The sequence below is a fragment of the Pantoea jilinensis genome, from assembly GCF_019104105.1.
In the GTDB taxonomy this organism is placed as follows: Bacteria; Pseudomonadota; Gammaproteobacteria; order Enterobacterales; family Enterobacteriaceae; genus Pantoea; species Pantoea eucalypti.
In genome coordinates this window covers 199,335-225,363 of record NZ_CP077746.1, presented here as the reverse complement: position 1 = coordinate 225,363, position 26,029 = coordinate 199,335, and the positions used below count along the sequence as shown (strand labels likewise).

Below are 26,029 nucleotides of genomic sequence, written 5' to 3'. Positions count from 1 at the left end.
TATCGTTAACAGAAATTGTACCCATTCAGGCCGGAGGCTATTGTGTCCCTTGCTCCCACGACCGAACAACCCCTCTATCAGCAGCTGGCAGAGAGCTTCGCTGAAGCCATCCATCAGGGAACGCTGAAACCCGGTAAACGCCTGCCGGCGATCCGCCGTGTTGCGCAGTCACATCAGGTCAGCGTCAATACCGTGCTGAATGCCTGGCAGATGCTGGAAGATCGCGGGCTGATTGAGGCGCGTCCGCAGTCGGGCTATTACGTGCGCGGCGTGTTGCCCGCCGTCACCCGCCACGGTCAGCATAAGACCCGGGTACGCGATCCCAGCAGCGGTAAACTCGACCTGATCGATAAGGTGTTTGCGGCGCAGAATCATCCCGACTACACCAATATTTCGCTGGCCTGCCCGCAGGACAGTGAGCTGTTTCCTGCGGCACGCATCGCCCGGATTACCGCCTCATTGTTGCGTCGTGATCCCAACATGATCGGTCGCTATGCGCTTCCGCCCGGTAGTGAGCGCTTACGGGAGGAGATAGCGCGACGGGCGCTGCACGCCGGACAGACAATTACCGCCGATGAGATCACCCTGACCCACGGCTGCATGGAGGCGCTTCAGCTGGCGCTCAGAGCAGTCACGCAGCCCGGCGACTGCGTCGGACTGGAGTCGCCGACCTACTTTTTCCTCTTTCCGCTTCTGGCCTCGCTCGGTCTGAAAGCACTGGAAATCCCCACTGACCCACAGCACGGGCTCTCGCTGGATGCACTGGAGATGCTGCTGCAGGAGCAGCGTATCAAGGCGCTGATTGCGATGCCGAGCGCGCAGAACCCGCTGGGCTGCGGTATGTCGCTGGAGAATAAGAAACGGCTGGCAAAGTTAGTGAACACTTACCACGTTCCGCTGATAGAAGATGGGCTGTATGACGAGTTGCAGTTCGACTGGCCGCTCTCACCCGCCGTGAAAGCCTTTGATCGCGATGGCTGGGTGATCTACTGCACCAGTTTCACTAAAACCGTGGCACCCGATTTTCGTATTGGCTGGACCGCCGCAGGCCGTTTTCATGATGCGATTGCCCGACTGAAAGCCGTCTCCTCAATGGCTGAATCTGCCCTGCTCTCCGAAACGCTGGCGGAGTTTCTGGCTTCCGGCGGTTACGACCACCATCTGCGCACGCTGCGCCGTCGCTATGCAGCTAATCTGGATGAGGCGCGGGGTCTTATCGCCCGCTACTTCCCGGAAGGCACGCGCGCAACACTGCCGCGCGGTGGCTTCGTTTTCTGGGTTGAGCTACCGGGCGGCGTGAATACCACCGAGATGTTTGATCGGCTGCTGCAGGAGCAAATTTGCGTTACGCCTGGCGCACTCTACTCACTGAGCGAGCGCTACAACCATGCGCTGCGACTCTCCTGCTGCTATCCGTTTGATGCGCGCTACAGCCGGGCGATTCAGCGTGCAGGCGAAATCGCCTGTGAGCTGGCAGGAATACCGTGCGGTGAGGCTCAGGGTGTACCGTTGCGGCCCCAGACGGTATAGCCGCGACGTTCAGTCAGGCGCTCGTAATAAGTCCGCACCGCAGGGTAATCGGGATGGTCGAGCGGGGTCTCAAACCAGCGGTTCACCGCCAGGCCAATCGGAATGTCTGCCAGCGTGAAATTACGTCCGGCAACATAGCGGCCGGTTTTTTCCAGCTGCTGATTGAGAATGCTCATGGTGTGCGCCCAGCCTTTACTGGCCGCAGCCAGCAGACGCGGATCCTGATGAGCCGGGGAGTTTCGCACCAGCGACATAAATGCGTAGCGCCATGAGGTGTTGAGTTCGGTAGCTTGCCAGTCTATCCACTGATCGACAGGCGCTCGCGTTTGCGGATCATGAGGATAGAGCCACTCGCCGCCATAGGCGTTCGCCAGATAGCGCAGAATGGTATTGGATTCCCACAACACAAAGTCATCATCTTTCAGAACCGGCACCATCGCATTGGGATTCAGTGCCATGAATTCGGGTAGGTGGGTTGAGCGGAAGCCATCGCCCCACTCTTCGCGCTCAAAATCAAGGTCAAGTTCGTCACACAGCCATAGTACTTTGCGCACGTTGATTGAGGAGGCGCGTCCCAGGATCGTTAGCATTCAGAGTCTCCGGTAAAATCTTTAACTTATTGATAACGCTGTTAGCTGTTATAAGCAATCATCCGGCAGAGAAAAGGCCACACTGAACCCAGAGCAAGGAGTCACAATGAAGGTCGCGTTTAAGCAAGTCGATGTGTTTACCTCATCCGCCTTTAATGGCAATCCGCTGGCGGTGATCATGGATGCTCAGGGGCTAAACGACAGCCAGCTGGCGGCAATTGCCCGCTGGACGAACCTGTCGGAAACTACCTTTGTGCTGCCGCCGCAGCACGAAGAGGCGGATTATCGGGTGCGTATTTTTACCGTTGAAGGCGAACTGCCGTTTGCCGGTCATCCGACGCTGGGCACCGCACATGCGCTGCTGGAGGCGGGCTGGCCTACCCGAACGCCGGGTGAAATCGTGCAGGAGTGTGGCGTCGGAAACGTGACGGTGAAGATAGGTGAGGCGGGCGAACTGGCATTTGCCGCGCCGGCGGCCACCCTGATGCCGTGGCAGGATGCGCTGATGGGGAACGCTTTAAACAGCGACGCGTTCGATCTGACGCAAAGCCCGACGGTGGTCGATATGGGGATTCGCTGGCTGCTGGTACCGATGGTCAGTGCCGACGCTGTGCTGGCGCTGCAGCCCAATGTCAGCGATTTGCAGCGTCTGGTTAAGCATGCGGGTGTTTCGGGAGTGATGCCGTTTGGCCGGTTGCCTGAGGGCGAGCCTGAGCAGTATGAAGTGCGTGGCCTGCTGGTAGAAAATGGCAGCCTGACCGAGGATCCGGTGACCGGCAGCGCCAACGCCTGTCTGGCGCGTTACTTCGCAGCCGCAGGCCATACCACCGCCTATCGCGTTCGCCAGGGAACGGCCCTGCAGCGTGCAGGCCGGGTGAACGTATCTTTCGCTGGTGAGACCATCTGGATTGGCGGCAATACGGTTACCGTCATCGATGGCACCATTACACTGTGAAAGACGGCGGCGTCGTGTTTTCAACGACGCCGCCCGCGGTTAAATCCCCTGCCCGCCTGAAGCCTCAATCCGCTGCGCGGTGATCCAGCCGGTTTCGTCACTGAGGATCGCGCTGATGGCGTCGCCGATATCATCCGGCAGTCCGACCCGACCCAGCGCCGTCAGTCCGGCAATCTGATCGTTAATCTCGCGGGTATCACGCACCCGGCCACCACCAAAGTCAGTCTCTATCGCGCCAGGTGCCAGAATATTGACGCGAATGCGCCGTTCGCCCAGCTCTTTCGCCTGATAGCGCGTCAGGACTTCCATCGCCCCTTTCATCGACGCATAGGTCGAGGAGCCAGGGTAGACCAGTCGGGTCAGCCCGCTGGAGATGTTCAGGATGCGGCCACCGTCATTGATCAGCGGCAGCAGCTTCTGAGTGAGAAAGTAAGGCCCTTTAAAATGCACATTGACCAGCGCATCAAATTCCGCCTCGGTGGTGTCGGTAAACGGCTTGTAGTGTCCATGACCCGCGTTGTTCACTAAATAGTCAAATCGCTCCCGTTGCCATTGCTGCTGCAGTGCCTGTTTCACCTCTCCAACAAAGCGGTCGAACTGACCGGTTTCGCCGACATCCAGCGCCAGCGCCACGGCGCGCCTCCCCATCGCCGCAATTTCCTTTACGACCGCCTGCGCCTCATCGGCATGGCTGCGGTACGTCAGAATGATATCGGTGCCTCTGGCAGCCAGTTTTAAGGCTCCATTCCGGCCTAACCCACGGTTTCCACCGGTAATTAACGCCACTTTCTGATTCATCGCTCACACCTGTTGAAAAATTGAACACGGGTTAAGGATATTCGCGAATTATTGATCTATAAACAGGGTTAAACGCGCATCACTGTTTCAATAAAAACAACAATCGGTGAACAACATGGACAAAATTCACGCAATGCAGGTGTTTGTGCGGGTGGCCGAAATGGGCAGTTTTACCCGCGCCGCAGAGAGTTTAGGCGTACCAAAAGGCAGCGTATCGCGACAGATTCAGGCGCTGGAGAATCAAATGGCAACACGTTTGCTGCATCGCACCACGCGCCGGGTGCAACTCACCCAGGATGGATTAGTCTATTACGATCGCTGTCTGGATTTATTGTCGATGATTGACGATATGGACAGCCTGTTTCAGCACGAACCCGCCTCGCTCAGCGGTAAACTCCGGGTGGATATGTCGGTGGCGATGGCCACCGGTTTTATCCTGCCACGGCTGCCCGAATTTTTGCAGCACTATCCCGGCATAGAGATTGAGCTGAGTAGCAGCGATCGTCAGGTGGATGTGATCCGCGAAGGGTTTGATTGTGTCCTTCGGGTTGGCGAACTCAAAGATTCGGGGCTGATTGCGCGAAAAATTGGTACCCATACCTTGATTAACTGCGCCAGCCCTGGCTACCTTTCGCGGTTCGGGATGCCCATCCGGCTGGAAGAGCTGTCGCAGCATGCGATGGTGCATTACAGCCAGCAGCTCGGTCAGGCATCACCCGGATTTGAATATTTTGATGGCAGGCAGTGCCATTACGTTCATACCGGCGGCGTGGTGACGGTGAACAGCACCGAAACCTATCGCGCCGCCTGCCTGGCGGGCTTAGGGATTATTCAGGTGCCTGCCGCCGGCATTCAGACATTGCTGGAAAGGGGTGAGCTGGTGGAAGTGCTGCACCGCTTTCCCGCCAGGCCGATGCCGATCCATCTGCTCTATCCGCACCGGCGCAATGTGGCACGTCGCGTGCGGGTATTTATGGAGTGGCTGAGTCAGGTGTTACAGGAGTACGTCACCTGAGCGGCTATACTTTGATTTTAATGATAAACAGGACAGTGAAGGTCTATGACAGACAAGCAGGAAAATCCGCAGGATTTGCAGCCACAAAAGCCGCTTATCGATATTAAAACCGGCAACCACACCGTAGACGAATCTATTGTTCGCGTGTCGCGTTTCGCCACCTGGTTTCAGGCTATTCCGGCGGTGGCGCATTTCATTCGCGCCCTTGACCGCTTTAACGATCGGCTCGGCAGCCAGTTTGGCGCGGCGATTACCTATTTTTCGTTTTTATCGCTGATTCCCATTCTGATGGTGTCGTTCGCCGCCGTGGGTTTTGTGCTGGCATCGAATCCGGATTTGCTGACCGATATCATCAACAAAATCGTCAGCAGCATCAGCGACCCGACACTGGCAACCACGCTGAAAAATACTGTGAATACCGCGATTCAGCAGCGTGCCACCGTGGGGATTACCGGTTTACTGCTGGCGCTCTACTCCGGCCTTAACTGGATGGGTAACCTGCGTGAAGCGATTCGTGCCCAGTCGCGCGACGTATGGGAACGCAAACCGGATGACAAGGAGAAGATCTGGAAGCGTTATATTCGCGATCTGCTGTCGCTGGCGGGTCTGATGCTGGCGCTGGTGATTACGCTGTCGCTGACCTCGGTAGCCGGCTCTGCGCAGGCCTCTATCGTCAGTGCTCTGGGCCTGGATGGCATTGACTGGTTGCGGCCTGCGCTGACCATTATCGCCACCTCGATTTCCGTTATGGCGAACTATCTGCTTTTCCTGTGGATTTTCTGGATTCTGCCACGTCATAAGCCACGTAAGAAAGCGTTGTTCCGCGGGACACTGCTGGCGGCAATCGGCTTTGAGGTGATTAAGTTTGTGATGACGCTGACACTGCCGAAGATGGCGACCTCGCCTTCCGGTGCCGCCTTTGGTTCAGTGCTCGGCCTGATGGCATTCTTCTACTTCTTCGCTCGTCTGACGCTGTTCTGTGCAGCGTGGATCGCCACTGCCAAATATAAAGACGACCCACAGATGCCTGAAGCGGGCAGCGCGTCACGACACAAATCATCGTAATCCGTTAACAACAGCGGAAAATATTTCCCCTCGGCTATTTTTTAATCAGATAACAGGATGAATAGCTGAGGGGTCACTTTTATTTAGCCCTTTCTTAGAGTATCCCGCCATATATCGTCCGGTTTACCCCGGTATCACCCGGTATTCACAGCACCACAGAAATTATCCTCTTTTTGCCCTCTGAAGCCAGACGCGGCGCGGGTTTTCATCATTGAATGCGCCCTGGCAGATGCGTAAGATTCTTTATCTGTATTTACAAATAAGAAACAGTTATGCAAGCCTCCCTCACAGACACACTCGACAAACAGCAGGATCCCACGCCGGTTAACTCACGCAGTAAAGTGGTGATTGCCTCGCTGGTCGGTACGGCCATCGAATTCTTCGACTTTTATATTTATGCCACGGCTGCGGTAATTGTTTTCCCGCACATTTTCTTCCCGCAGGGTGATGCCACGGTCGCAACGCTACAGTCGCTGGCCACTTTCGCTATCGCCTTTATCGCGCGTCCGATTGGCTCAGCGGTGTTTGGTCACTTTGGCGATCGCGTCGGGCGTAAAGCCACGCTGGTTGCCTCGCTGCTGACCATGGGTATTTCCACCGTGGTGATTGGTCTGCTACCCAGCTATGAGACGATTGGCGTGATGGCGCCGCTGCTGCTGGCGCTGGCGCGTTTTGGTCAGGGACTGGGGCTGGGTGGAGAATGGGGTGGTGCGGCGCTGCTGGCGACGGAAAATGCGCCAGCGAAGAAGCGTGCGCTTTACGGTTCGTTCCCTCAGTTGGGTGCGCCGATTGGCTTTTTCTTCGCTAACGGGACTTTCCTGCTGCTTTCATGGCTGCTGACCGACGAGCAGTTTATGCAGTGGGGCTGGCGCGTGCCGTTTATTCTCTCTGCCGTGCTGGTGCTGGTTGGTCTGTATGTGCGCGTTTCGCTGCATGAGAGTCCGGTGTTTGCCAAAGTGCAGAAAGAGAAGAAGCAGGTTCGGGTGCCGATTGCGGCGCTGCTGAGCAAGCATCTGACCGCCACGATTCTCGGCACTTTTATCATGCTGGCGACCTATACGCTGTTCTATATCATGACCGTCTATTCGATGAGTTATGGCACCACGGCAGCACCGGCGGGTCTGGGCATTCCGCGTAACAGTATGCTGTGGATGCTGATGCTGGCGGTGATTGGCTTTGGGGTGATGGTACCGATTGCTGGTTTGCTGGCTGACCGTTTTGGTCGTCGCAAGACGATGATTACCATTACGCTGATGATTATCGGGTTTTCGTTCCTGTTCCCGGCAATGCTTGGTTCAGGTTCACAGGCGCTGGTGATGGCGTTTCTGCTGCTGGGTCTGAGCATTATGGGGCTGACGTTTGGCCCGATGGGCGCGCTGCTGCCGGAGCTGTTCCCGACTGAAGTGCGTTATACCGGCGCATCGTTCTCCTATAACCTCTCCTCGATTCTGGGTGCCTCCGTTGCGCCTTATATTGCGACCTGGCTAAATGCCCATTATGGTTTGCAGGCGGTGGGGCTGTATCTGGCGTCAATGGCAGTACTGACGCTGATCGCGTTGCTGGCCTGTAAAGAGACGCGTCACCAGACGCTTTATGACGTGTAATCCGGTTGGATGAATGTCAGTGAAACCCGGCAGATGCCGGGTTTTTTTTTGGCGCAGGCTTACAGAGTACAACCGTTCTGAAAGGCTAAACAAAGCATCGCCTTATGTTCAGGCGCCAGGCTCAGGGAGCATACGCCTTTCGCAAAGACGCAAAACCCGCCATCCCTGGCGGGCTCAGCGCGGCCACGCATTGCGTCATTCAAAAACGCTCCCGCCGTTTTTGTCCCTGGCCCGTGATGCTTTGCTACAGGCGTATGCTCCCATCGCCTGAAGCAGGTTAGCTGTCTGTTTGAAGATCTTGCATAGTGCTAATGAGGCAGGGTGATTCTTGCAGCAATGAAGAAGCTTGAGGGCACTGGCAACACGGGCAGAGGAGGAAAGCGTCCCGCGCCAGGGACGGCGCGGGCCGAGCATGCCAGGGATGGCGGGTTTTGCGTCTTTCCGATCTGACCGTATTGCCTGTGCCGGCTCGATCTTACAGCGAAGCAGGCAGTGCAGGCTCCGTTCCTACAGCGAACCTTCCAGGCAGTGTTCCCAAACAAAAAACCCCGGCGAGCCGGGGTTTGTTTTGCTGAAAATTGTGATGAGGTTGATTAGCCCGCGACAGCGATGCGCTTCATGTCGGTCATGTAGCCACGCAGTTTGCGGCCAACGGTTTCAATCGGGTGCTGGCGAACGGCTTCGTTGACGTCACGCAGCTGCGCGTTATCAACCTGAGTCCCTTCAACCGCTTTACCCAGATCGCCTGGCTGCAGCGTGGTCATGAACTCTTTCAGCAGCGGCACCGCGGCGAAGGAGAACAGGTAGTTACCATATTCGGCAGTATCAGAGATAACCACGTTCATTTCATACAGACGCTTACGGGCGATGGTGTTCGCAATCAGCGGCAGCTCATGCAGTGATTCGTAGTAAGCAGACTCTTCAATGATGCCAGCGTCTACCATGGTTTCAAACGCAAGCTCAACGCCCGCTTTCACCATCGCTACCATCACAACACCTTTGTCGTAGTACTCCTGCTCTTCGATTTTGCCTTCATACTGTGCGGCGGTTTCGAACGCGGTCTGGCCGGTCTCTTCACGCCAGGTCAGCAGGTTTTTGTCATCATTTGCCCAGTCAGCCATCATACCGGAAGAGAATTCACCAGAGATGATGTCATCCATGTGCTTCTGGAACAGCGGCGCCATGATGGTTTTCAGCTGCTCTGACAGCGCATAGGCGCGCAGTTTCGCCGGGTTAGAAAGACGATCCATCATCAGGGTGATGCCACCAAACTTCAGTGACTCGGTGATGGTTTCCCAGCCGAACTGAATCAGTTTTTCTGCGTAAGCCGGATCGGTACCTTCAGCCACCAGCTTGTCGAAGCAGAGCAGTGAACCCGCCTGCAACATGCCACACAGGATAGTCTGCTCACCCATCAGGTCAGATTTCACTTCTGCAACGAAGGAGGATTCCAGCACGCCAGCGCGATCGCCGCCGGTGGCTGCAGCCCAGGCTTTAGCAATCGCCATGCCTTCGCCTTTTGGATCGTTTTCAGGGTGAACCGCGATCAGCGTCGGCACACCAAAGCCACGTTTGTACTCTTCACGCACTTCAGTACCCGGGCACTTCGGCGCCACCATCACAACAGTGATGTCTTTACGGATGCTTTCGCCCACTTCAACGATATTGAAACCGTGTGAGTAGCCCAGTGCAGCGCCATCTTTCATCAGCGGCTGAACAGCCTGAACTACAGCAGAGTGCTGCTTGTCTGGCGTCAGGTTAACCACCAGGTCAGCCTGCGGGATCAGCTCTTCGTAAGTACCCACTTTGAAACCGTTATCGGTCGCTTTGCGCCATGAAGGGCGTTTTTCCGCAATCGCTTCAGCACGCAGTGCATAAGCAACGTCCAGACCGGAATCGCGCATGTTCAGACCCTGGTTCAGGCCCTGCGCACCACAGCCAACGATAACGACTTTTTTGCCTTTCAGGAAACTGGCACCATCCGCGAATTCATCACGTGCCATGAAGCGGCATTTGCCTAATTGCGCCAGCTGGTTGCGCAGGTTCAATGTGTTGAAATAGTTAGCCATGGGTACTCCAGTAAGGTTGTGTTTGCTTTTTTTGTTCAGGAACGGCGAATCGTGCAGCGCCGCGAATGACCCCATCATATGACAGGAATTCTGTTGCTTAAATTGATATATTAACAACGTCACATTGCAATAAATGCAACACCACTCAGAGGCGACGCGCACATGGATTTACGGGATCTGAAACTGTTTCTTCATCTGGCAGAAAGCTGCCACTTCGGGCGCACTGCGCGTGCGATGCACGTCAGCCCTTCCACCCTGTCACGCCAGATCCAGCGGCTTGAAGAAGATGTCGGCCATGCGCTGTTTCTGCGTGATAACCGAACCGTGACGCTGACGGAAGCGGGCGAACGCCTGCGCCAGTTTGCCCAGCAGACGCTGTTGCAGTATCAGCAACTGCGCCATGTGATGGATCTTAACGGCCCGTCACTCAGCGGCGAACTACGACTGTTCTGTTCTGTGACGGCGGCCTACAGTCATCTGCCGCCCATCCTTGACCGCTTTCGCGCTGAACATCCGCAGGTCGAAATCAAACTGGATACCGGCGATGCCGCGGATGCGGTGGAAAAAGTGCACTCCGGCGATGCCGATCTGGCGATTGCCGGACGGCCTGAAACTCTGCCCGCCAGCATTGATTTTATGCCACTGGGGCTGATCCCGCTGGTGCTGATTGCGCCTGCACTGCCCTGTGCTGTTCGCACTCAGGCCACACAGCCGCAGCCCGACTGGTCAAAAATTCCGTTTATCCTGCCGGTGCAGGGACCTGCACGACGGCGTATCGACCTCTGGTTCCGCCGTCAGCGCATCCCGAATCCGGTGATTTACGCCACCGTATCGGGTCATGAGGCGATTGTCTCGATGGTGGCGCTGGGCTGCGGTATTGCACTGTTGCCGGATGTGGTGCTGGAGAACAGCCCGGACCCGGTGCGTAACCGCGTGCTGTTACTGGAGAATATTGACTCGGTTGCACCGTTCGAGCTCGGCATTTGCGTGCAAAAAAAGCGGCTCGGAGAGCCGCTGATCAGTGCTTTCTGGAGTCAGCTGTAATCAGTTGCCTGACAGGAAGAAGCGGAACGCCGGGTTCTGGCTTTCGTCATGAAAGTCGTAACCCAGGTCGGTGAGATGCTCCTCGAAACGTGGCTCATCGCTGCCGAGTTCAAAAGCCGCCAGCACACGACCATAGTCGGTGCCGTGGCTGCGGTAGTGAAACAGCGAGATATTCCAGTGAGTGCCCAGCGTCTGCAGGAACTTCAGCAACGCGCCAGGTGCCTCCGGGAATTCAAAGCTGAAGAGCCGTTCACGCAGCGGCTTGGAGGGACGTCCGCCCACCATGTAGCGCACGTGCAGTTTCGCCATCTCATCATCTGAAAGATCGACCACCTGATAACCGCCGCTGGTGAGCTCGCTGATGATTTCGCTACGCTCCTCTACGCCACGGGTCAGACGCACGCCAACAAAGATGCAGGCTTTGTCCGCATCCGCGTAGCGATAGTTGAACTCGGTAATGGAACGTCCGCCCAGCGTCTGACAGAAGCGCAGGAAGCTGCCCTGCTGTTCCGGGATGGTGACGGCCAGCAGCGCTTCACGCTGCTCGCCCAGCTCACAACGCTCGGAGACGTAACGCAGGCCGTGGAAGTTGACGTTGGCACCTGATAACACATGCGCCAGCCGCTCGCCTTTGATCTCGTGCTGCTGGATATACTTTTTCATGCCCGCCAGCGCCAGCGCGCCAGACGGCTCCGCCACGGCACGAACATCTTCGAACAGATCTTTCATCGCCGCGCAAATCGCATCGCTATCGACGGTGATAATGTCATCAATGTAAGCCTGACAGAGCCGGAAGGTCTCGCTGCCAATCCGTTTGACCGCGACGCCTTCGGCAAACAGCCCGACGCGCGGCAGATCGACCGGATGACCCGCTTCCAGTGCGGCTTTCAGGCAGGCTGAATCTTCTGACTCCACCGCAATCACTTTGATTTGCGGCATCAGCTGCTTGATCAGCACAGCCACGCCGGCGGCCAGACCGCCGCCGCCAACCGGGACAAAGACCCGGTCAAGGTGCGCATCCTGCTGCAACAGCTCCATCGCCAGCGTGCCCTGTCCGGCAATGACAGCCGGATGGTCAAACGGCGGCACGAAGGTGTAGCCGCGCTGTTCAGCGAGCTCTATCGCTTTGGCTTTCGCCTCATCAAAGTTGGCACCAAACAGTAAAGCCTCACCGCCAAATGCGCGCACTGCATCAACCTTGATGTCTGCGGTCGCCAGCGGCATCACAATCAGTGACTTGATGCCCAGTTTCGTCGCGGAGAGTGCCACGCCCTGCGCATGGTTACCGGCTGACGCCGTCACCACGCCGCGCGCTTTCTGCTCTTCGTTCAGACCGGCAATCATCGCGTAAGCACCGCGCACCTTGAAACTGTGCACCGGCTGGCGATCTTCCCGCTTCACCAGAATGGTGTTGCCGAGACGCGCTGAAATTTTTTCCATAACCTGCAGCGGCGTCACCTGTGCCACTTCATACACCGGTGAACGCAGCACTGCGCGCAAATATTCGGCGCCGCCAGGCGCGTCAGGTAGCGGTTGAGACTCGGCCATTTTTAGCCTCCCAGCTTGCTCTTATCGCGGACGGCGCCTTTGTCAGCACTGGTCGCGAGTAATGCGTAAGCACGCAGCGCAAAGGAGACTTCACGCTGACGATTGACCGGCGTATAGGCCGCATCGCCACGTGCCTGCTGCTCTTCACGGCGGGCGTGCAGTTCGTTATCCGGCACAGCGAGTTTGATGCCGCGATTAGGGATATCGATTTCAATGGTATCGCCATCTTTGACCAGCGCAATGGTGCCGCCGTTAGCCGCTTCCGGCGAAGCGTGGCCGATAGAGAGGCCCGACGTACCGCCGGAGAACCGACCGTCGGTGATCAGTGCGCAGCTTTTGCCCAGGCCCATCGATTTCAGATAGGTGGTCGGATAGAGCATTTCCTGCATGCCCGGCCCGCCTTTTGGTCCTTCGTAGCGGATGACGACCACGTCGCCTGCCACAACTTTGCCGCCCAGAATCGCTTCTACCGCGTCATCCTGGCTTTCATAGACTTTAGCCGGACCCGTGAAGGTCAGGATCTCTTTGTCTACGCCCGCCGTTTTAACGATACAGCCATCTTCGGCGATGTTGCCGTAAAGCACGGCCAGACCGCCATCCTGCGAGTAAGCGTTTTCGCGGGTGCGAATACAGCCTTCGGCACGATCATCATCCAGCGTGTCCCAGCGGCAGTTCTGTGAGAACGCCTGGGTAGTACGGATGCCTGCCGGGCCAGCGCGGAACATATCTTTCACCGCCTGATCTTTGGTCAGCATGATGTCGTACTGATCCAGCGTTTCACGCATCGTCTGCTGCAGAATATTACGGGCGCTGCTGTCGAACAGGCCTGCGCGATCCAGCTCGCCCAGAATCGCAAAAACCCCACCCGCGCGATGCACATCTTCCATGTGATATTTCGGGGTACTTGGCGCGACTTTACAAAGCTGAGGCACTTTACGTGACAGGCGATCGATGTCGGAGATATTAAAGTCGATGTCGCCTTCCTGTGCCGCCGCCAGCAGGTGCAATACGGTGTTGGTGGAACCGCCCATGGCGATATCCAGCATCATGGCGTTCTCGAAAGCGGCCTTGTTAGCGATGTTACGTGGCAGCATGTTGACGTCATCCTGCTCGTAGTAGCGCTTGGTCAGACTGACGATGCGCTTACCGGCATTGATGAACAGCTCTTTGCGATCGGCGTGCGTGGCCAGCAGTGATCCGTTGCCAGGCTGCGACAGGCCCAGAGCTTCGGTCAGACAGTTCATCGAGTTGGCGGTGAACATACCGGAGCAGGAGCCACAGGTCGGGCAGGCAGAGCGTTCGATCTGATCGCTGTCGGCATCGCTGACGTTCGGGTTGGCACCCTGAATCATCGCATCCACCAGATCCAGCTTGATGATTTTGTCAGAAAGCTTGGTTTTACCCGCTTCCATCGGTCCACCGGAAACAAAGATCACCGGAATATTCAGGCGCAGTGACGCCATCAGCATTCCCGGCGTGATTTTATCGCAGTTAGAGATGCAGACCATGGCGTCTGCGCAGTGCGCGTTGACCATGTACTCGACCGAGTCGGCAATCAGTTCGCGCGAAGGCAGTGAATACAGCATGCCGCCATGACCCATGGCAATACCGTCATCCACCGCGATGGTGTTGAACTCTTTAGCCACACCACCTGACGCTTCAATCTGCTCAGCGACGAGTTTACCCAGGTCGCGGAGGTGAACGTGGCCAGGGACAAATTGGGTGAATGAGTTAACCACAGCGATAATCGGCTTGCCGAAATCGTCGTCGGTCATTCCTGTCGCGCGCCATAAGGCACGGGCACCTGCCATATTGCGGCCGTGGGTGGTAGTGGCGGAACGGTACTTAGGCATGCTCTATTTACTCCAGTAAGAATAAGCTCGCGGACGTCAGATGACGCCCGCGCTGTATCTGATTATGGGTTAACCGGATCTAACCAGCCCCATTTGTCTTCTGTTTCGCCAGTGAACAGACCAAAGAAGGCCTCCTGGATGCGTTTGGTGACCGGGCCACGTTTGCCTTCGCCCACCTGAATGCGATCCACGCTGCGTACCGGCGTGATTTCTGCGGCGGTGCCAGACATAAAGACTTCGTCAGCCAGATAGAGCGACTCACGCGACAGCGTCTGCTCACGCACTTCAATGCCCATATCGCGCGCCAGCGTGATGATGGCATCGCGGGTGATACCTGGCAGTGCAGAGGAGGTGAATGGCGGCGTAAACAGCACACCATCTTTAACTTCAAACAGGTTCTCGCCAGCACCTTCTGAAATCAGGCCATTGGTGTCCAGCGCGATACCTTCCTGATAACCGTGACGACGGGCTTCGCTGCCCACCAGCAGTGAGGAGAGGTAGTTACCACCCGCTTTCGCGGCGGTTGGCAGGGTATTTGGCGCAACGCGGTTCCATGAGGAGACCATCGCATCGATGCCGTTTTCCAGCGCTTCTGCGCCCAGGTATGCGCCCCACGGGAAGGCAGCAATGATCACATCGGTGGTGAAGCCGTCTGGCGGGTTCACGCCCAGGCCCACATCGCCAACAAAGGCCAGCGGACGGATATAAGCACTTTTCAGTTTGTTCAGGCGGATGACTTCGCGGCACGCTTCCATCAGCTCATCAACGCTGCTTTTAATCGGGAAGCGGTAGATTTTGGCGGAGTCGTGCAGACGTTGCATGTGTTCGCGATGACGGAACACAACCGGTCCTTTGTGAGAGTCGTAGCAACGCACGCCTTCAAATACCGACGTACCGTAGTGCAACGCGTGAGACATGACGCTGACCTTCGCATCTTCCCACTTAACCATCTCGCCATTGAACCAAATAAAGTCTGCTTTCTTCGTGCTCATTGTTATTTCCTCTCGCGGCTACGCGCGGATTTGTTGTGTTGTCTGTTGTTGAATCTGAACGCATGCAACGTCGATCAATTTACTTAACTGCGAAGACAGTAAATCGACGGAGCGCTGGCTGGCAACGGTCATTTCAATATTAATGTTTTCTGCGTTAGCGACTGAGGCCATGTTCATAGAACAGACCTGAAAACCGCGGTGACGCACGACGCGTAAAATGCGCTCTAATATTTCAGGGCGGAAACGGGCTTCGATAGACAATTGATGCTGGTTCATACGGTTTTCTCCATCATGTTTGCATTGCTGGCACCCGGCGGTACCAGTGGCCAGACGTTTTCATGCTCATCTATTGCAACATGCAGGAAGTAAGGACCTTCGCTGTTCAGCAGAGCATCAAGGGCGGCGTCGACCTGATCTTTACGGGTAATGCGCTGGCCAGGAATGTTGAACGCGCTGGCCAGCGTGAGGAAGTCGGGATTATCGGACAGATTGGTTTCGCTGTAGCGACCGTCAAAAAAGAGCTGCTGCCACTGGCGCACCATGCCCAGACGCTGGTTATCCATCAGTACGATTTTAACCGGCAGCTTGCCGCGCTTGATGGTGCCCAGTTCCTGAATGTTCATCATGATGGAGCCATCGCCCGAGACACAGATAACCGTATCTTCCGGGCGTGCGACCTGTGCGCCGATAGCAGCAGGCAAACCAAAGCCCATCGTGCCCAAACCACTGGAGGTGATGAAGTTCTCCGGTGCGCTAAATGCCATGTGCTGTGCCGTCCACATCTGATGCTGACCAACGTCAGTGGTCACAACAGTATTGGCCGGTTTGCGATCGGAAAGCTGCTTCAGCAACAGCGGTGCATAGATCGCTTCACCTGGATGGTCATAGCGCCATGAGTGACTGGCTTTAAGCGCTTTCACCTCATCACGCCAGGCGTTGATATGCAGCGGCTGGCTCAGAGCAGGCAGCAATTCGTTGAGGTCGCCCTGCAGAGAGACGTGTGCGCGACGTAATTTGTTTAACTCAGCGGGATCGATGTCGAGATGAATCACGCTGGCGTGGGGTGCAAAGGTATCCAGCTTGCCGGTGACGCGGTCGTCGAAGCGCGCACCGACCGCGATCAGCAGGTCACATGCCTGTACGGCCAGGTTAGCGGCTTTGGTGCCGTGCATCCCCAGCATGCCCAGATAGACCTCACTGCGTGGATCCACACTGCCTAAGCCTTTCAGGGTAGCCACTGCCGGAATACCGGTTTCTTCTGCCAGCGCACGCAGTGCCGGAACAGCCTGCGCCAGACCGACGCCACCGCCAACGTAGAGCATGGGTTTTCTGGCCTGCGCCATCAGTGCACGTGCTTCGTGAATTGCCTGATGTGGCAGCGCGCTTCCCTCTTCTACCGGCACCAGATGCGGTGCGGGCTCACCCTGCGCAATCTGAATGTCTTTCGGGATATCAACCAGCACCGGACCCGGACGACCCGACTGCGCCAGCGCAAAGGCTTCCGCCATGATAGCGGGCAGCTCATCCAGCGACTCGACCAGGAAGCTGTGCTTGGTACAGGCCAGCGAGAGTCCCAGTACGTCGATCTCCTGGAAAGCATCGGTGCCGATGAAGGCAGAGGTCACCTGACCGGTGATTGCCACAACCGGAACCGAATCCATCATGGCATCCGCCAGGCCCGTAATCAGGTTAGTCGCGCCAGGGCCTGAAGTGGCGATACAGACGCCAGTTTTGCCGGTTGAGCGGGCATAGCCAATCGCCGCCATCACTGCGCCCTGCTCATGACGACACAGTAGGTGTTCCACGCCGCCATCATAGAGCGCGTCGTATACCGGCATGATTGCGCCACCAGGGTAACCAAATACGGTATTAACCCCCTGCGCGCGTAAAGCCTGAACTACCCACTGTGCACCTGTCATCGCTATTCTCCTGTGTCCTGACCGGAACAACAGAATTTTATGCTACTGTTCATTGTTTGTTCCTTGTGGATTTACTGATATTTACTCGGGTCGAAAAAAAACCCCCGGACCTTTCGGTGCGGGGGTTTTTTCGGATTCGAGGCTTGATTTTTAAGCCTTTCTTTCTCCAAGCGTTGCCCCGCACGGTAGGTTAATAACCACCACCACGCTAATCACGACCAGGCTAATCACTTGTAGAAGGGCTTTCATGTGTTGTTCAATTCTTTTACGTGTTCGAAGTAATGCCTACAGAGTTATCATAGTCAGGGGTTATGGCACAACTTTTTTTACAGACTTTTTTTAACCACTGGCGCTGGATAACGACCTATCAACCTGTATTACAAGAAATAATTACGTGATGATAATTATTCATCACTTTAGTGGCGTAATCATGTTTTGATGAATTTGCGCGCAGTCGCACAAGGTTTCAATACGGCATGAAAAAAACGCTGATGAGCTGGACGATGGCCCGAACAGTGCTGATCATCCCCTCGCTTTCATTTGACGCTGTCACCAGACTGGCGGCAACAAGGAGCGAGTATGTCATTATCAAAAGTTCTGACCCGGGCAGCATTAGGCGTAGAAGCCCCGCTGGTGACCATTGAGGCGCATATCAGTAACGGCCTGCCAGCGTTAACACTGGTGGGTTTGCCTGAAACCACCGTGAAAGAGGCACGTGAGCGGGTCCGCAGCGCCATTATCAACAGTGGTTTTACCTTTCCGGCTAAGCGCGTCACCATCAATCTGGCCCCGGCAGATTTACCCAAAGAGGGCGGGCGGTATGACTTACCTATGGCGATCGCCATTCTGGTCGCCTCTGAGCAGCTTCCTGCCGATAAGCTGACGCACTATGAGTTTCTGGGTGAGCTGGCACTCGACGGCGCAGTGTGCGGTGTACAGGGCGCGATTCCAGCGGCTATGGTGGCGATACAGGCGGGAAGGCAGCTGGTGCTCTCCGTTGAAAATCAGGGTGATGCCGGACTCATCCGTCAGGGGTTGTCGCTGGTCGCCTCTCACCTCAGCGAGGTATGCGCCTTTCTGCGTAATGCGCTCACATTACCGACGGCCCAATACCCTGAACAGCAGGGCGACACGCCAGCTGATGATCTCGCTGATGTCATTGGTCAGGAGCAGGGGCGCAGAGCACTGGAGATCACAGCGGCAGGCGGTCATAACCTGCTGCTGATTGGGCCACCGGGCACGGGTAAAACCATGCTCGCCACCCGACTGCCTGGCATAATGCCTTCTCTTAGCGATCAGGAAGCTCTGGAGTGCGCGGCAATCGACAGCCTGGTGAACAACAATACCCTGCACCGACAGTGGCGCACGCGGCCTTTCAGGTCACCTCACCATAGCGCATCTCTCTATGCTTTGATTGGTGGCGGATCATTGCCACGGCCCGGTGAGATATCCCTCGCGCACAATGGCGTACTGTTTCTGGATGAGTTACCGGAATTTGATCGCAAGGTACTGGACTCCCTGCGCGAGCCATTAGAGTCGGGCGTCATCGCTATTTCCCGTGCCCGGGCAAAAGTTACCTATCCGGCACGGTTTCAGCTGATCGCTGCGATGAATCCAAGTCCAACCGGGCATTATCAGGGACAACACAACCGCTGCTCACCCCAACAGGTTTTGCGGTATCTCAGCAAGCTATCAGGCCCTTTTTTGGATCGTTTTGATCTTTCGCTGGAGGTGCCGCTACTGCCGGGTGGGATGCTCAGCGGTCAGCGCGCCAGAGCGGAAGCGTCTGAGCAGGTACGTCATCGGGTGGTCGCGGCACGTAACATTCAGCTGGCCCGTACAGGCAAGATCAATGCGCATTTAAACAATGCAGAGATTATGCGCTGGTGTCAGCCTGCCAAAGAAGACGCGGAGTGGCTGGAGTCCGTGCTGGAGAAACTGGGTTTGTCTGTGCGGGCATGGCAGCGTATTTTGAAAGTGGCGCGTACCGTTGCCGATCTCGCGGGGGATACAGATATTAGCCGGTCACATCTGCAGGAAGCGGTCAGTTACCGTACAATAGATCGATTAATGATTCATCTGCACAACAGCCTGCAATAAAAAAAGGGGCTTTCGCCCCTTCTCTGTTAATCGTCGCTGTCGGTAAAGTCTTCAACGGTGTCCATCTGCGGTTTACCGCCAGAGAGCGTATGAAAACGCTTAGGACGCTTAATGCGGGTCATATACTTAGACCATACGCGCTCAGCTTCCGTTTGCGGCTCACGCACGCCACGACACACTTCAATAAACAAACGTTCTTCTTCAGTTACAGGCTCACGCTTTGATAAATCCAGCTCATTAAAGGCAAAACCGTGGCGTTCAAGAAGCTGAGCCTCTTTAATAGTAAAGTCACCGTGGCGTGAGAAACCACGCGGGTAATGTTTGTTATCAAAGAAACGATTCTCTGTTGAGAAGCTTTCCGCCATGTTACACGCTCCTGATTTTCTAATGCCGTGCTGTTAATGGCGCGGAGTATTAGATAGGCTTGACAGAGTGTAAAACAAAACATTTAAATCTATACGACAAACATTTTTTGGGAGAACGCTGTGGATACGGAATTACTGAAAACTTTCCTGGAAGTGAGCAGGACACGTCATTTTGGGCGTGCTGCAGAAGCACTTTACCTTACGCAATCTGCTGTCAGTTTTCGCATCCGTCAGTTAGAGAATCAGCTTGGCGTTAATCTTTTTACACGGCATCGCAATAACATACGTCTGACAGCGGCAGGAGAGCGACTGCTTCCCTATGCTGAAAGCCTGATGAGCACCTGGATGATGGCGAAGAAGGAGGTTTCTCATACTCAGCAGCATCATGAGCTTTCTATTGGTGCCAGTGCATCTCTATGGGAAGCCTATCTGACGCCATGGCTACAGACGCTGTATGAGAATCGGGAGAGCCTGCATTTAGAAGCGCGCGTAGCACAGCGGCATCTGCTGGTTAAACAGCTTCATGAGCGCCAGCTGGATCTGTTGATTACCACTGAAGCGCCTAAGATGGATGAGTTAACCAGTCAGCAGATTGGTCATATTTCACTGGCGCTGTTCTGCGCCCGGCAGAGCGAAAAGCGTGAGAAATATGATTATATTAAGCTGGAATGGGGAGCTGATTTTCATCAGCATCAGAGCTATCTCTCGGGGGCTGATGATGTGCCGGTCCTCTCCACAACGTCAGCGCATGTCACCCGTGAACTGCTGCATACCACCGGCGCATGCGCGTTTCTGCCGGACTTCTGGCAAAGTGTTTACAGTGAGTTGATGATGATTCCGGATACACCCGTTGCCGTTCGTCCGCTCTATGCTGTCTGGTTGCAGAACAGCGATCAGCAGGCACACATCCGCCAGTTGCTTAAATTCCCGATTCTGGTCAGGCAAAACAGCTGAATTTACGGGAAAAAGAGGTGAGCAGGGAAGATCAGAGGCCAGTTAGCGTTAGCTGGTTTTTCTTTTTTGCTTTTTTAAAGGCAAAAAAAATCCTTTGCCGAAGCAAAGGATCGTTTTCTGGCAGGGGCGGAGGGACTCGAACCCCCAACACCCGGTTTTGGAGACCGGTGCTCTACCAATTGAACTACGCCCCTAATAGGGTGGCGGAACGGACGGGGCTCGAACCCGCGACCCCCTGCGTGACAGGCAGGTATTCTAACCAACTGAACTACCGCTCCACCGATTCTTTCACGGTTCTCAGCAACCGGCTGAGAACCGTCTGTTCCTGTTGCTTTCCTTGTCAGGGGAAAAGGAACGAATTTAATGCCTGGCAGTTCCCTACTCTCGCATGGGGAGACCCCACACTACCATCGGCGCTACGGCGTTTCACTTCTGAGTTCGGCATGGGGTCAGGTGGGACCACCGCGCTAAAGCCGCCAGGCAGATTCTGTTCTCCGCGCCGCCCGTGAAGGCCGCGCAGATATATCCGGTAACAAGCTGAAAATCGTGTCTCTCAAAAACGCCTCTGGCGTTGTAAGGTTAAGCCTCACGGGTCATTAGTACCGGTTAGCTCAACGCATCGCTGCGCTTACACACCCGGCCTATCAACGTCGTAGTCTTCAACGTCCCTTCAGGACTCTCAAGGAGTCAGGGAGAACTCATCTCGGGGCAAGTTTCGTGCTTAGATGCTTTCAGCACTTATCTTTTCCGCACTTAGCTACCGGGCAATGCCATTGGCATGACAACCCGAACACCAGTGGTGCGTTCACTCCGGTCCTCTCGTACTAGGAGCAACCCCCCTCAATTCTCCAGCGCCCACGGCAGATAGGGACCGAACTGTCTCACGACGTTCTAAACCCAGCTCGCGTACCACTTTAAACGGCGAACAGCCGTACCCTTGGGACCTACTTCAGCCCCAGGATGTGATGAGCCGACATCGAGGTGCCAAACACCGCCGTCGATATGAACTCTTGGGCGGTATCAGCCTGTTATCCCCGGAGTACCTTTTATCCGTTGAGCGATGGCCCTTCCATTCAGAACCACCGGATCACTATGACCTGCTTTCGCACCTGCTCGAGCCGTCACTCTCGCAGTCAAGCCAGCTTATGCCATTGCACTAACCTCACGATGTCCGACCGTGATTAGCTGACCTTCGTGCTCCTCCGTTACTCTTTAGGAGGAGACCGCCCCAGTCAAACTACCCACCAGACACTGTCCGCAGCCCGGATCACGGGCCTACGTTAGAACATCAAACATTAAAGGGTGGTATTTCAAGGTTGGCTCCACGCGAACTGGCGTCCGCGCTTCAAAGCCTCCCACCTATCCTACACATCAAGGCTCAATGTTCAGTGTCAAGCTGTAGTAAAGGTTCACGGGGTCTTTCCGTCTTGCCGCGGGTACACTGCATCTTCACAGCGAGTTCAATTTCACTGAGTCTCGGGTGGAGACAGCCTGGCCATCATTACGCCATTCGTGCAGGTCGGAACTTACCCGACAAGGAATTTCGCTACCTTAGGACCGTTATAGTTACGGCCGCCGTTTACCGGGGCTTCGATCAAGAGCTTCTCCTTACGGATAACCCCATCAATTAACCTTCCGGCACCGGGCAGGCGTCACACCGTATACGTCCACTTTCGTGTTTGCACAGTGCTGTGTTTTTAATAAACAGTTGCAGCCAGCTGGTATCTTCGACTGGCTTCGGCTCGGGGAGCAAGTCCCTCCACCTACGCGCCAGCGTGCCTTCTCCCGAAGTTACGGCACCATTTTGCCTAGTTCCTTCACCCGAGTTCTCTCAAGCGCCTTGGTATTCTCTACCTGACCACCTGTGTCGGTTTGGGGTACGATTCTGTGTTACCTGATGCTTAGAGGCTTTTCCTGGAAGCTGGGCATTTATCACTTCAGCACCGTAGTGCCTCGTCGTCACGCCTCAGCGTTGATAAGGGACCGGATTTACCTGGACCCTCCGCCTACACGCTTAAACCGGGACAACCGTCGCCCGGCTGATATAGCCTTCTCCGTCCCCCCTTCGCAGTAACACCGAGTACAGGAATATTAACCTGTTTCCCATCGACTACGCCTTTCGGCCTCGCCTTAGGGGTCGACTCACCCTGCTCCGATTAACGTTGAACAGGAACCCTTGGTCTTCCGGCGAGCGGGCTTTTCACCCGCTTTATCGTTACTTATGTCAGCATTCGCACTTCTGATACCTCCAGCATGCCTCACAGCACACCTTCGACGGCTTACAGAACGCTCCCCTACCCAACAACACATAGTGTCGCTGCCGCAGCTTCGGTGCATGGTTTAGCCCCGTTACATCTTCCGCGCAGGCCGACTCGACCAGTGAGCTATTACGCTTTCTTTAAATGATGGCTGCTTCTAAGCCAACATCCTGGCTGTCTGTGCCTTCCCACATCGTTTCCCACTTAACCATGACTTTGGGACCTTAGCTGGCGGTCTGGGTTGTTTCCCTCTTCACGACGGACGTTAGCACCCGCCGTGTGTCTCCCGTGATAACATTCTCCGGTATTCGCAGTTTGCATCGGGTTGGTAAGCCGGGATGGCCCCCTAGCCGAAACAGTGCTCTACCCCCGGAGATGAGTTCACGAGGCGCTACCTAAATAGCTTTCGGGGAGAACCAGCTATCTCCCGGTTTGATTGGCCTTTCACCCCCAGCCACAGGTCATCCGCTAATTTTTCAACATTAGTCGGTTCGGTCCTCCAGTTAGTGTTACCCAACCTTCAACCTGCCCATGGCTAGATCACCGGGTTTCGGGTCTATACCCTGCAACTTAACGCCCAGTTAAGACTCGGTTTCCCTGCGGCTCCCCTATACGGTTAACCTTGCTACAGAATATAAGTCGCTGACCCATTATACAAAAGGTACGCAGTCACCCCCATAAAGAAGGCTCCCACTGCTTGTACGTACACGGTTTCAGGTTCTGTTTCACTCCCCTCGCCGGGGTTCTTTTCGCCTTTCCCTCACGGTACTGGTTCACTATCGGTCAGTCAGGAGTATTTAGCCTTGGAGGATGGTCCCCCCATATTCAGACAGGATACCACGTGTCCCGCCTTACTCATCGAGCTCACAGCATATGCGCTTTTGTGTACGGGAGTATCACCCTGTACCCTGCGACTTTCCAGACGCTTCCACTAACACACATGCTGATTCAGGCTCTGGGCTGCTCCCCGTTCGCTCGCCGCTACTGGGGGAATCTCGGTTGATTTCTTTTCCTCGGGGTACTTAGATGTTTCAGTTCCCCCGGTTCGCCTTGCAGCACTATGTATTCATGCTGCAATGATGCACAGAGTGCACCGGGTTTCCCCATTCGGACATCGACGGCTGTAGCGGTTCATATCACCTTACCGTCGCTTTACGCAGATTAGCACGTCCTTCATCGCCTCTGACTGCCTGGGCATCCACCGTGTACGCTTAGTCGCTTAACCTCACAACCCACAGGCGTTTTACAACGCTGCGAGCTGCAAGCATTTGAGAGACTCGAACGTGTCGCGCTTTTCATTCTTATTACGGAGAATGAAAACGACACGTCGTTTCAATTTTCAGCTTGTTCCGGATTGTTAAAGAGCATAATACTTCGCAGCACACCGTTGCCGGTACGCTCTGAAGTATTCAGAAAAAACAGTTAAAACGGTATGGTGGAGCTAAGCGGGATCGAACCGCTGACCTCCTGCGTGCAAGGCAGGCGCTCTCCCAGCTGAGCTATAGCCCCATACAGTTACTGCAGAGACCACTACTACCACTCAACCGAGTACACTTCGTGAGAAATGCAATTCGTGCTCAGGCAAGGCATGTTTCCGCGAAGCATAGTGAACTATGCAAGCCGGAGACATAACGCAGCGTGAGTGCGAATTTGGTAGGCCTGAGTGGACTTGAACCACCGACCTCACCCTTATCAGGGGTGCGCTCTAACCACCTGAGCTACAAGCCTGTAGAGGTTTTTTCTGCTCGTTACTTTTTATCAGACAATCTGTGTGGACACTGCGCGGGAAGGTATCTTCAGGTAAGGAGGTGATCCAACCGCAGGTTCCCCTACGGTTACCTTGTTACGACTTCACCCCAGTCATGAATCACAAAGTGGTAAGCGCCCTCCCGAAGGTTAAGCTACCTACTTCTTTTGCAACCCACTCCCATGGTGTGACGGGCGGTGTGTACAAGGCCCGGGAACGTATTCACCGTGGCATTCTGATCCACGATTACTAGCGATTCCGACTTCACGGAGTCGAGTTGCAGACTCCGATCCGGACTACGACGCACTTTGTGAGGTCCGCTTGCTCTCGCGAGGTCGCTTCTCTTTGTATGCGCCATTGTAGCACGTGTGTAGCCCTACTCGTAAGGGCCATGATGACTTGACGTCATCCCCACCTTCCTCCGGTTTATCACCGGCAGTCTCCTTTGAGTTCCCGCCATCACGCGCTGGCAACAAAGGATAAGGGTTGCGCTCGTTGCGGGACTTAACCCAACATTTCACAACACGAGCTGACGACAGCCATGCAGCACCTGTCTCAGAGTTCCCGAAGGCACCAATCCATCTCTGGAAAGTTCTCTGGATGTCAAGAGTAGGTAAGGTTCTTCGCGTTGCATCGAATTAAACCACATGCTCCACCGCTTGTGCGGGCCCCCGTCAATTCATTTGAGTTTTAACCTTGCGGCCGTACTCCCCAGGCGGTCGACTTAACGCGTTAGCTCCGGAAGCCACTCCTCAAGGGAACAACCTCCAAGTCGACATCGTTTACGGCGTGGACTACCAGGGTATCTAATCCTGTTTGCTCCCCACGCTTTCGCACCTGAGCGTCAGTCTTTGTCCAGGGGGCCGCCTTCGCCACCGGTATTCCTCCAGATCTCTACGCATTTCACCGCTACACCTGGAATTCTACCCCCCTCTACAAGACTCAAGCCTGCCAGTTTCAAATGCAGTTCCCAGGTTAAGCCCGGGGATTTCACATCTGACTTAACAGACCGCCTGCGTGCGCTTTACGCCCAGTAATTCCGATTAACGCTTGCACCCTCCGTATTACCGCGGCTGCTGGCACGGAGTTAGCCGGTGCTTCTTCTGCGGGTAACGTCAATCGATGCGGTTATTAACCACATCGCCTTCCTCCCCGCTGAAAGTACTTTACAACCCGAAGGCCTTCTTCATACACGCGGCATGGCTGCATCAGGCTTGCGCCCATTGTGCAATATTCCCCACTGCTGCCTCCCGTAGGAGTCTGGACCGTGTCTCAGTTCCAGTGTGGCTGGTCATCCTCTCAGACCAGCTAGGGATCGTCGCCTAGGTGGGCCATTACCCCGCCTACTAGCTAATCCCATCTGGGTTCATCCGATAGTGAGAGGCCCGAAGGTCCCCCTCTTTGGTCTTGCGACGTTATGCGGTATTAGCCACCGTTTCCAGTGGTTATCCCCCTCTATCGGGCAGATCCCCAGACATTACTCACCCGTCCGCCACTCGTCACCCAAGGAGCAAGCTCCTCTGTGCTACCGTCCGACTTGCATGTGTTAGGCCTGCCGCCAGCGTTCAATCTGAGCCATGATCAAACTCTTCAATTTAAGTTTGATTTGCTTAAACAAGTTAA

At 55.4% G+C, this 26,029-nt stretch carries 18 protein-coding genes, 4 tRNA genes and 3 rRNA genes; 8 read left to right on the top strand and 17 right to left on the bottom strand.

From position 1 onward, the window contains the following. Nucleotides 1-42 precede the first annotated feature (42 nt). A complete protein-coding gene (locus KTJ90_RS01045) occupies nucleotides 43-1,530 on the top strand; it encodes an aminotransferase-like domain-containing protein (RefSeq protein WP_078805091.1) in 1,488 nt (495 codons plus the stop codon). Here KTJ90_RS01045 and KTJ90_RS01040 read toward each other — a convergent pair. Then, complete coding sequence (locus tag KTJ90_RS01040; RefSeq protein WP_003852022.1) at nucleotides 1,497-2,120, bottom strand: glutathione S-transferase family protein; 624 nt, start codon at nucleotides 2,118-2,120, stop codon at nucleotides 1,497-1,499. The two genes, KTJ90_RS01045 and KTJ90_RS01040, sit on opposite strands and share 34 nt — an antisense overlap. Nucleotides 2,121-2,226: 106 nt before the next feature. Between KTJ90_RS01040 and KTJ90_RS01035 the strand changes: the two genes are divergently transcribed. Further along, on the top strand, nucleotides 2,227-3,075 hold the full coding sequence (locus KTJ90_RS01035; protein WP_008926350.1) for a PhzF family phenazine biosynthesis protein: 849 nt from the start codon (nucleotides 2,227-2,229) through the stop codon (nucleotides 3,073-3,075). Between the two features lie 39 nt (nucleotides 3,076-3,114). Here KTJ90_RS01035 and KTJ90_RS01030 read toward each other — a convergent pair whose 3' ends face one another. Then, nucleotides 3,115-3,873 carry an SDR family NAD(P)-dependent oxidoreductase gene (locus tag KTJ90_RS01030; protein ID WP_008926351.1) on the bottom strand — a complete coding sequence of 253 codons (759 nt, stop codon included), beginning with the start codon at nucleotides 3,871-3,873 and terminating at the stop codon, nucleotides 3,115-3,117. Nucleotides 3,874-3,988: 115 nt separating this feature from the next. Between KTJ90_RS01030 and KTJ90_RS01025 the strand changes: the two genes are divergently transcribed. The 3 genes from KTJ90_RS01025 to KTJ90_RS01015 all read left to right on the top strand — a co-directional run bounded on the left by KTJ90_RS01025 (nucleotide 3,989) and on the right by KTJ90_RS01015 (nucleotide 7,557). Then, the gene (locus KTJ90_RS01025; RefSeq protein ID WP_008926352.1) at nucleotides 3,989-4,888 is read left to right on the top strand and encodes a LysR family transcriptional regulator; all 900 of its coding nucleotides are present in this window, start codon (nucleotides 3,989-3,991) and stop codon (nucleotides 4,886-4,888) included. A gap of 45 nt (nucleotides 4,889-4,933) precedes the next feature. Beyond that, nucleotides 4,934-5,953: an inner membrane protein YhjD gene (gene yhjD, locus KTJ90_RS01020; protein WP_003852018.1), complete on the top strand. Its 1,020-nt coding sequence runs from the start codon at nucleotides 4,934-4,936 to the stop codon at nucleotides 5,951-5,953. A 272-nt stretch (nucleotides 5,954-6,225) separates the two neighbouring features. After that, nucleotides 6,226-7,557, top strand: coding sequence for an MFS transporter (locus KTJ90_RS01015; RefSeq protein ID WP_003852017.1), 1,332 nt, complete (start codon nucleotides 6,226-6,228; stop codon nucleotides 7,555-7,557). Nucleotides 7,558-8,150: 593 nt separating this feature from the next. On the opposite strand, the gene ilvC is transcribed toward KTJ90_RS01015, so the two are convergent. Beyond that, nucleotides 8,151-9,626, bottom strand: coding sequence for a ketol-acid reductoisomerase (gene ilvC / locus KTJ90_RS01010; RefSeq protein ID WP_008926354.1), 1,476 nt, complete (start codon nucleotides 9,624-9,626; stop codon nucleotides 8,151-8,153). Between the two features lie 162 nt (nucleotides 9,627-9,788). Here ilvC and ilvY point away from each other — a divergent pair, with 162 nt between their 5' ends. Then, nucleotides 9,789-10,670: an HTH-type transcriptional activator IlvY gene (ilvY, locus tag KTJ90_RS01005; protein ID WP_008926355.1), complete on the top strand. Its 882-nt coding sequence runs from the start codon at nucleotides 9,789-9,791 to the stop codon at nucleotides 10,668-10,670. Here ilvY and ilvA read toward each other — a convergent pair whose 3' ends face one another. From ilvA to ilvL, 6 genes are all read right to left on the bottom strand, one after another. Next, nucleotides 10,671-12,218, bottom strand: coding sequence for a threonine ammonia-lyase (gene ilvA, locus KTJ90_RS01000; protein WP_499025829.1), 1,548 nt, complete (start codon nucleotides 12,216-12,218; stop codon nucleotides 10,671-10,673). Between the two features lie 2 nt (nucleotides 12,219-12,220). Next, nucleotides 12,221-14,071, bottom strand: coding sequence for a dihydroxy-acid dehydratase (ilvD, locus tag KTJ90_RS00995; RefSeq protein WP_008926357.1), 1,851 nt, complete (start codon nucleotides 14,069-14,071; stop codon nucleotides 12,221-12,223). A gap of 62 nt (nucleotides 14,072-14,133) precedes the next feature. Further along, nucleotides 14,134-15,063 carry a branched-chain amino acid transaminase gene (locus tag KTJ90_RS00990; RefSeq protein ID WP_008926358.1) on the bottom strand — a complete coding sequence of 310 codons (930 nt, stop codon included), beginning with the start codon at nucleotides 15,061-15,063 and terminating at the stop codon, nucleotides 14,134-14,136. A gap of 18 nt (nucleotides 15,064-15,081) precedes the next feature. Continuing rightward, on the bottom strand, nucleotides 15,082-15,339 hold the full coding sequence (ilvM, locus tag KTJ90_RS00985; protein WP_008926359.1) for an acetolactate synthase 2 small subunit: 258 nt from the start codon (nucleotides 15,337-15,339) through the stop codon (nucleotides 15,082-15,084). Next, the gene (ilvG, locus tag KTJ90_RS00980; RefSeq protein ID WP_039661108.1) at nucleotides 15,336-16,982 is read right to left on the bottom strand and encodes an acetolactate synthase 2 catalytic subunit; all 1,647 of its coding nucleotides are present in this window, start codon (nucleotides 16,980-16,982) and stop codon (nucleotides 15,336-15,338) included. Before ilvG ends, ilvM begins: the two co-directional genes overlap by 4 nt. A 150-nt stretch (nucleotides 16,983-17,132) precedes the next feature. Beyond that, on the bottom strand, nucleotides 17,133-17,231 hold the full coding sequence (ilvL, locus tag KTJ90_RS00975) for an ilv operon leader peptide (protein ID WP_072101316.1): 99 nt from the start codon (nucleotides 17,229-17,231) through the stop codon (nucleotides 17,133-17,135). A gap of 330 nt (nucleotides 17,232-17,561) precedes the next feature. On the opposite strand from ilvL, the gene KTJ90_RS00970 reads away from it, so the two are divergent. After that, nucleotides 17,562-19,082, top strand: coding sequence for a YifB family Mg chelatase-like AAA ATPase (locus KTJ90_RS00970; protein WP_182630277.1), 1,521 nt, complete (start codon nucleotides 17,562-17,564; stop codon nucleotides 19,080-19,082). A gap of 26 nt (nucleotides 19,083-19,108) precedes the next feature. Here the strand turns inward: KTJ90_RS00970 and KTJ90_RS00965 are convergent, their stop codons facing one another. Then, nucleotides 19,109-19,447 (bottom strand): MaoP family protein, encoded by a 339-nt coding sequence (locus KTJ90_RS00965; protein ID WP_008926362.1) that lies wholly within the window; start codon nucleotides 19,445-19,447, stop codon nucleotides 19,109-19,111. Nucleotides 19,448-19,567: 120 nt separating this feature from the next. Here KTJ90_RS00965 and hdfR point away from each other — a divergent pair, with 120 nt between their 5' ends. Next, a complete protein-coding gene (gene hdfR / locus KTJ90_RS00960) occupies nucleotides 19,568-20,401 on the top strand; it encodes an HTH-type transcriptional regulator HdfR (protein WP_008926363.1) in 834 nt (277 codons plus the stop codon). Nucleotides 20,402-20,519: 118 nt separating this feature from the next. Here the strand turns inward: hdfR and KTJ90_RS00955 are convergent. The 7 genes from KTJ90_RS00955 to KTJ90_RS00925 form a co-directional block, all read right to left on the bottom strand. Further along, nucleotides 20,520-20,595: transfer RNA gene (locus KTJ90_RS00955), tRNA-Trp, on the bottom strand. Between the two features lie 7 nt (nucleotides 20,596-20,602). After that, nucleotides 20,603-20,679, bottom strand: a tRNA-Asp gene (locus KTJ90_RS00950). 87 nt (nucleotides 20,680-20,766) lie between these two features. Continuing rightward, nucleotides 20,767-20,882: ribosomal RNA gene (rrf, locus tag KTJ90_RS00945) — 5S ribosomal RNA — on the bottom strand. Between the two features lie 94 nt (nucleotides 20,883-20,976). Further along, a 23S ribosomal RNA gene (locus KTJ90_RS00940) occupies nucleotides 20,977-23,884 on the bottom strand. A 208-nt stretch (nucleotides 23,885-24,092) separates the two neighbouring features. Then, nucleotides 24,093-24,168: transfer RNA gene (locus KTJ90_RS00935), tRNA-Ala, on the bottom strand. A gap of 142 nt (nucleotides 24,169-24,310) precedes the next feature. Continuing rightward, nucleotides 24,311-24,387: transfer RNA gene (locus KTJ90_RS00930), tRNA-Ile, on the bottom strand. 73 nt (nucleotides 24,388-24,460) lie between these two features. Beyond that, nucleotides 24,461-26,003: ribosomal RNA gene (locus KTJ90_RS00925) — 16S ribosomal RNA — on the bottom strand. The 16S, 23S and 5S rRNA genes sit together here with 4 tRNA genes alongside, the layout of an rRNA operon. Nucleotides 26,004-26,029: the final 26 nt, after the last annotated feature.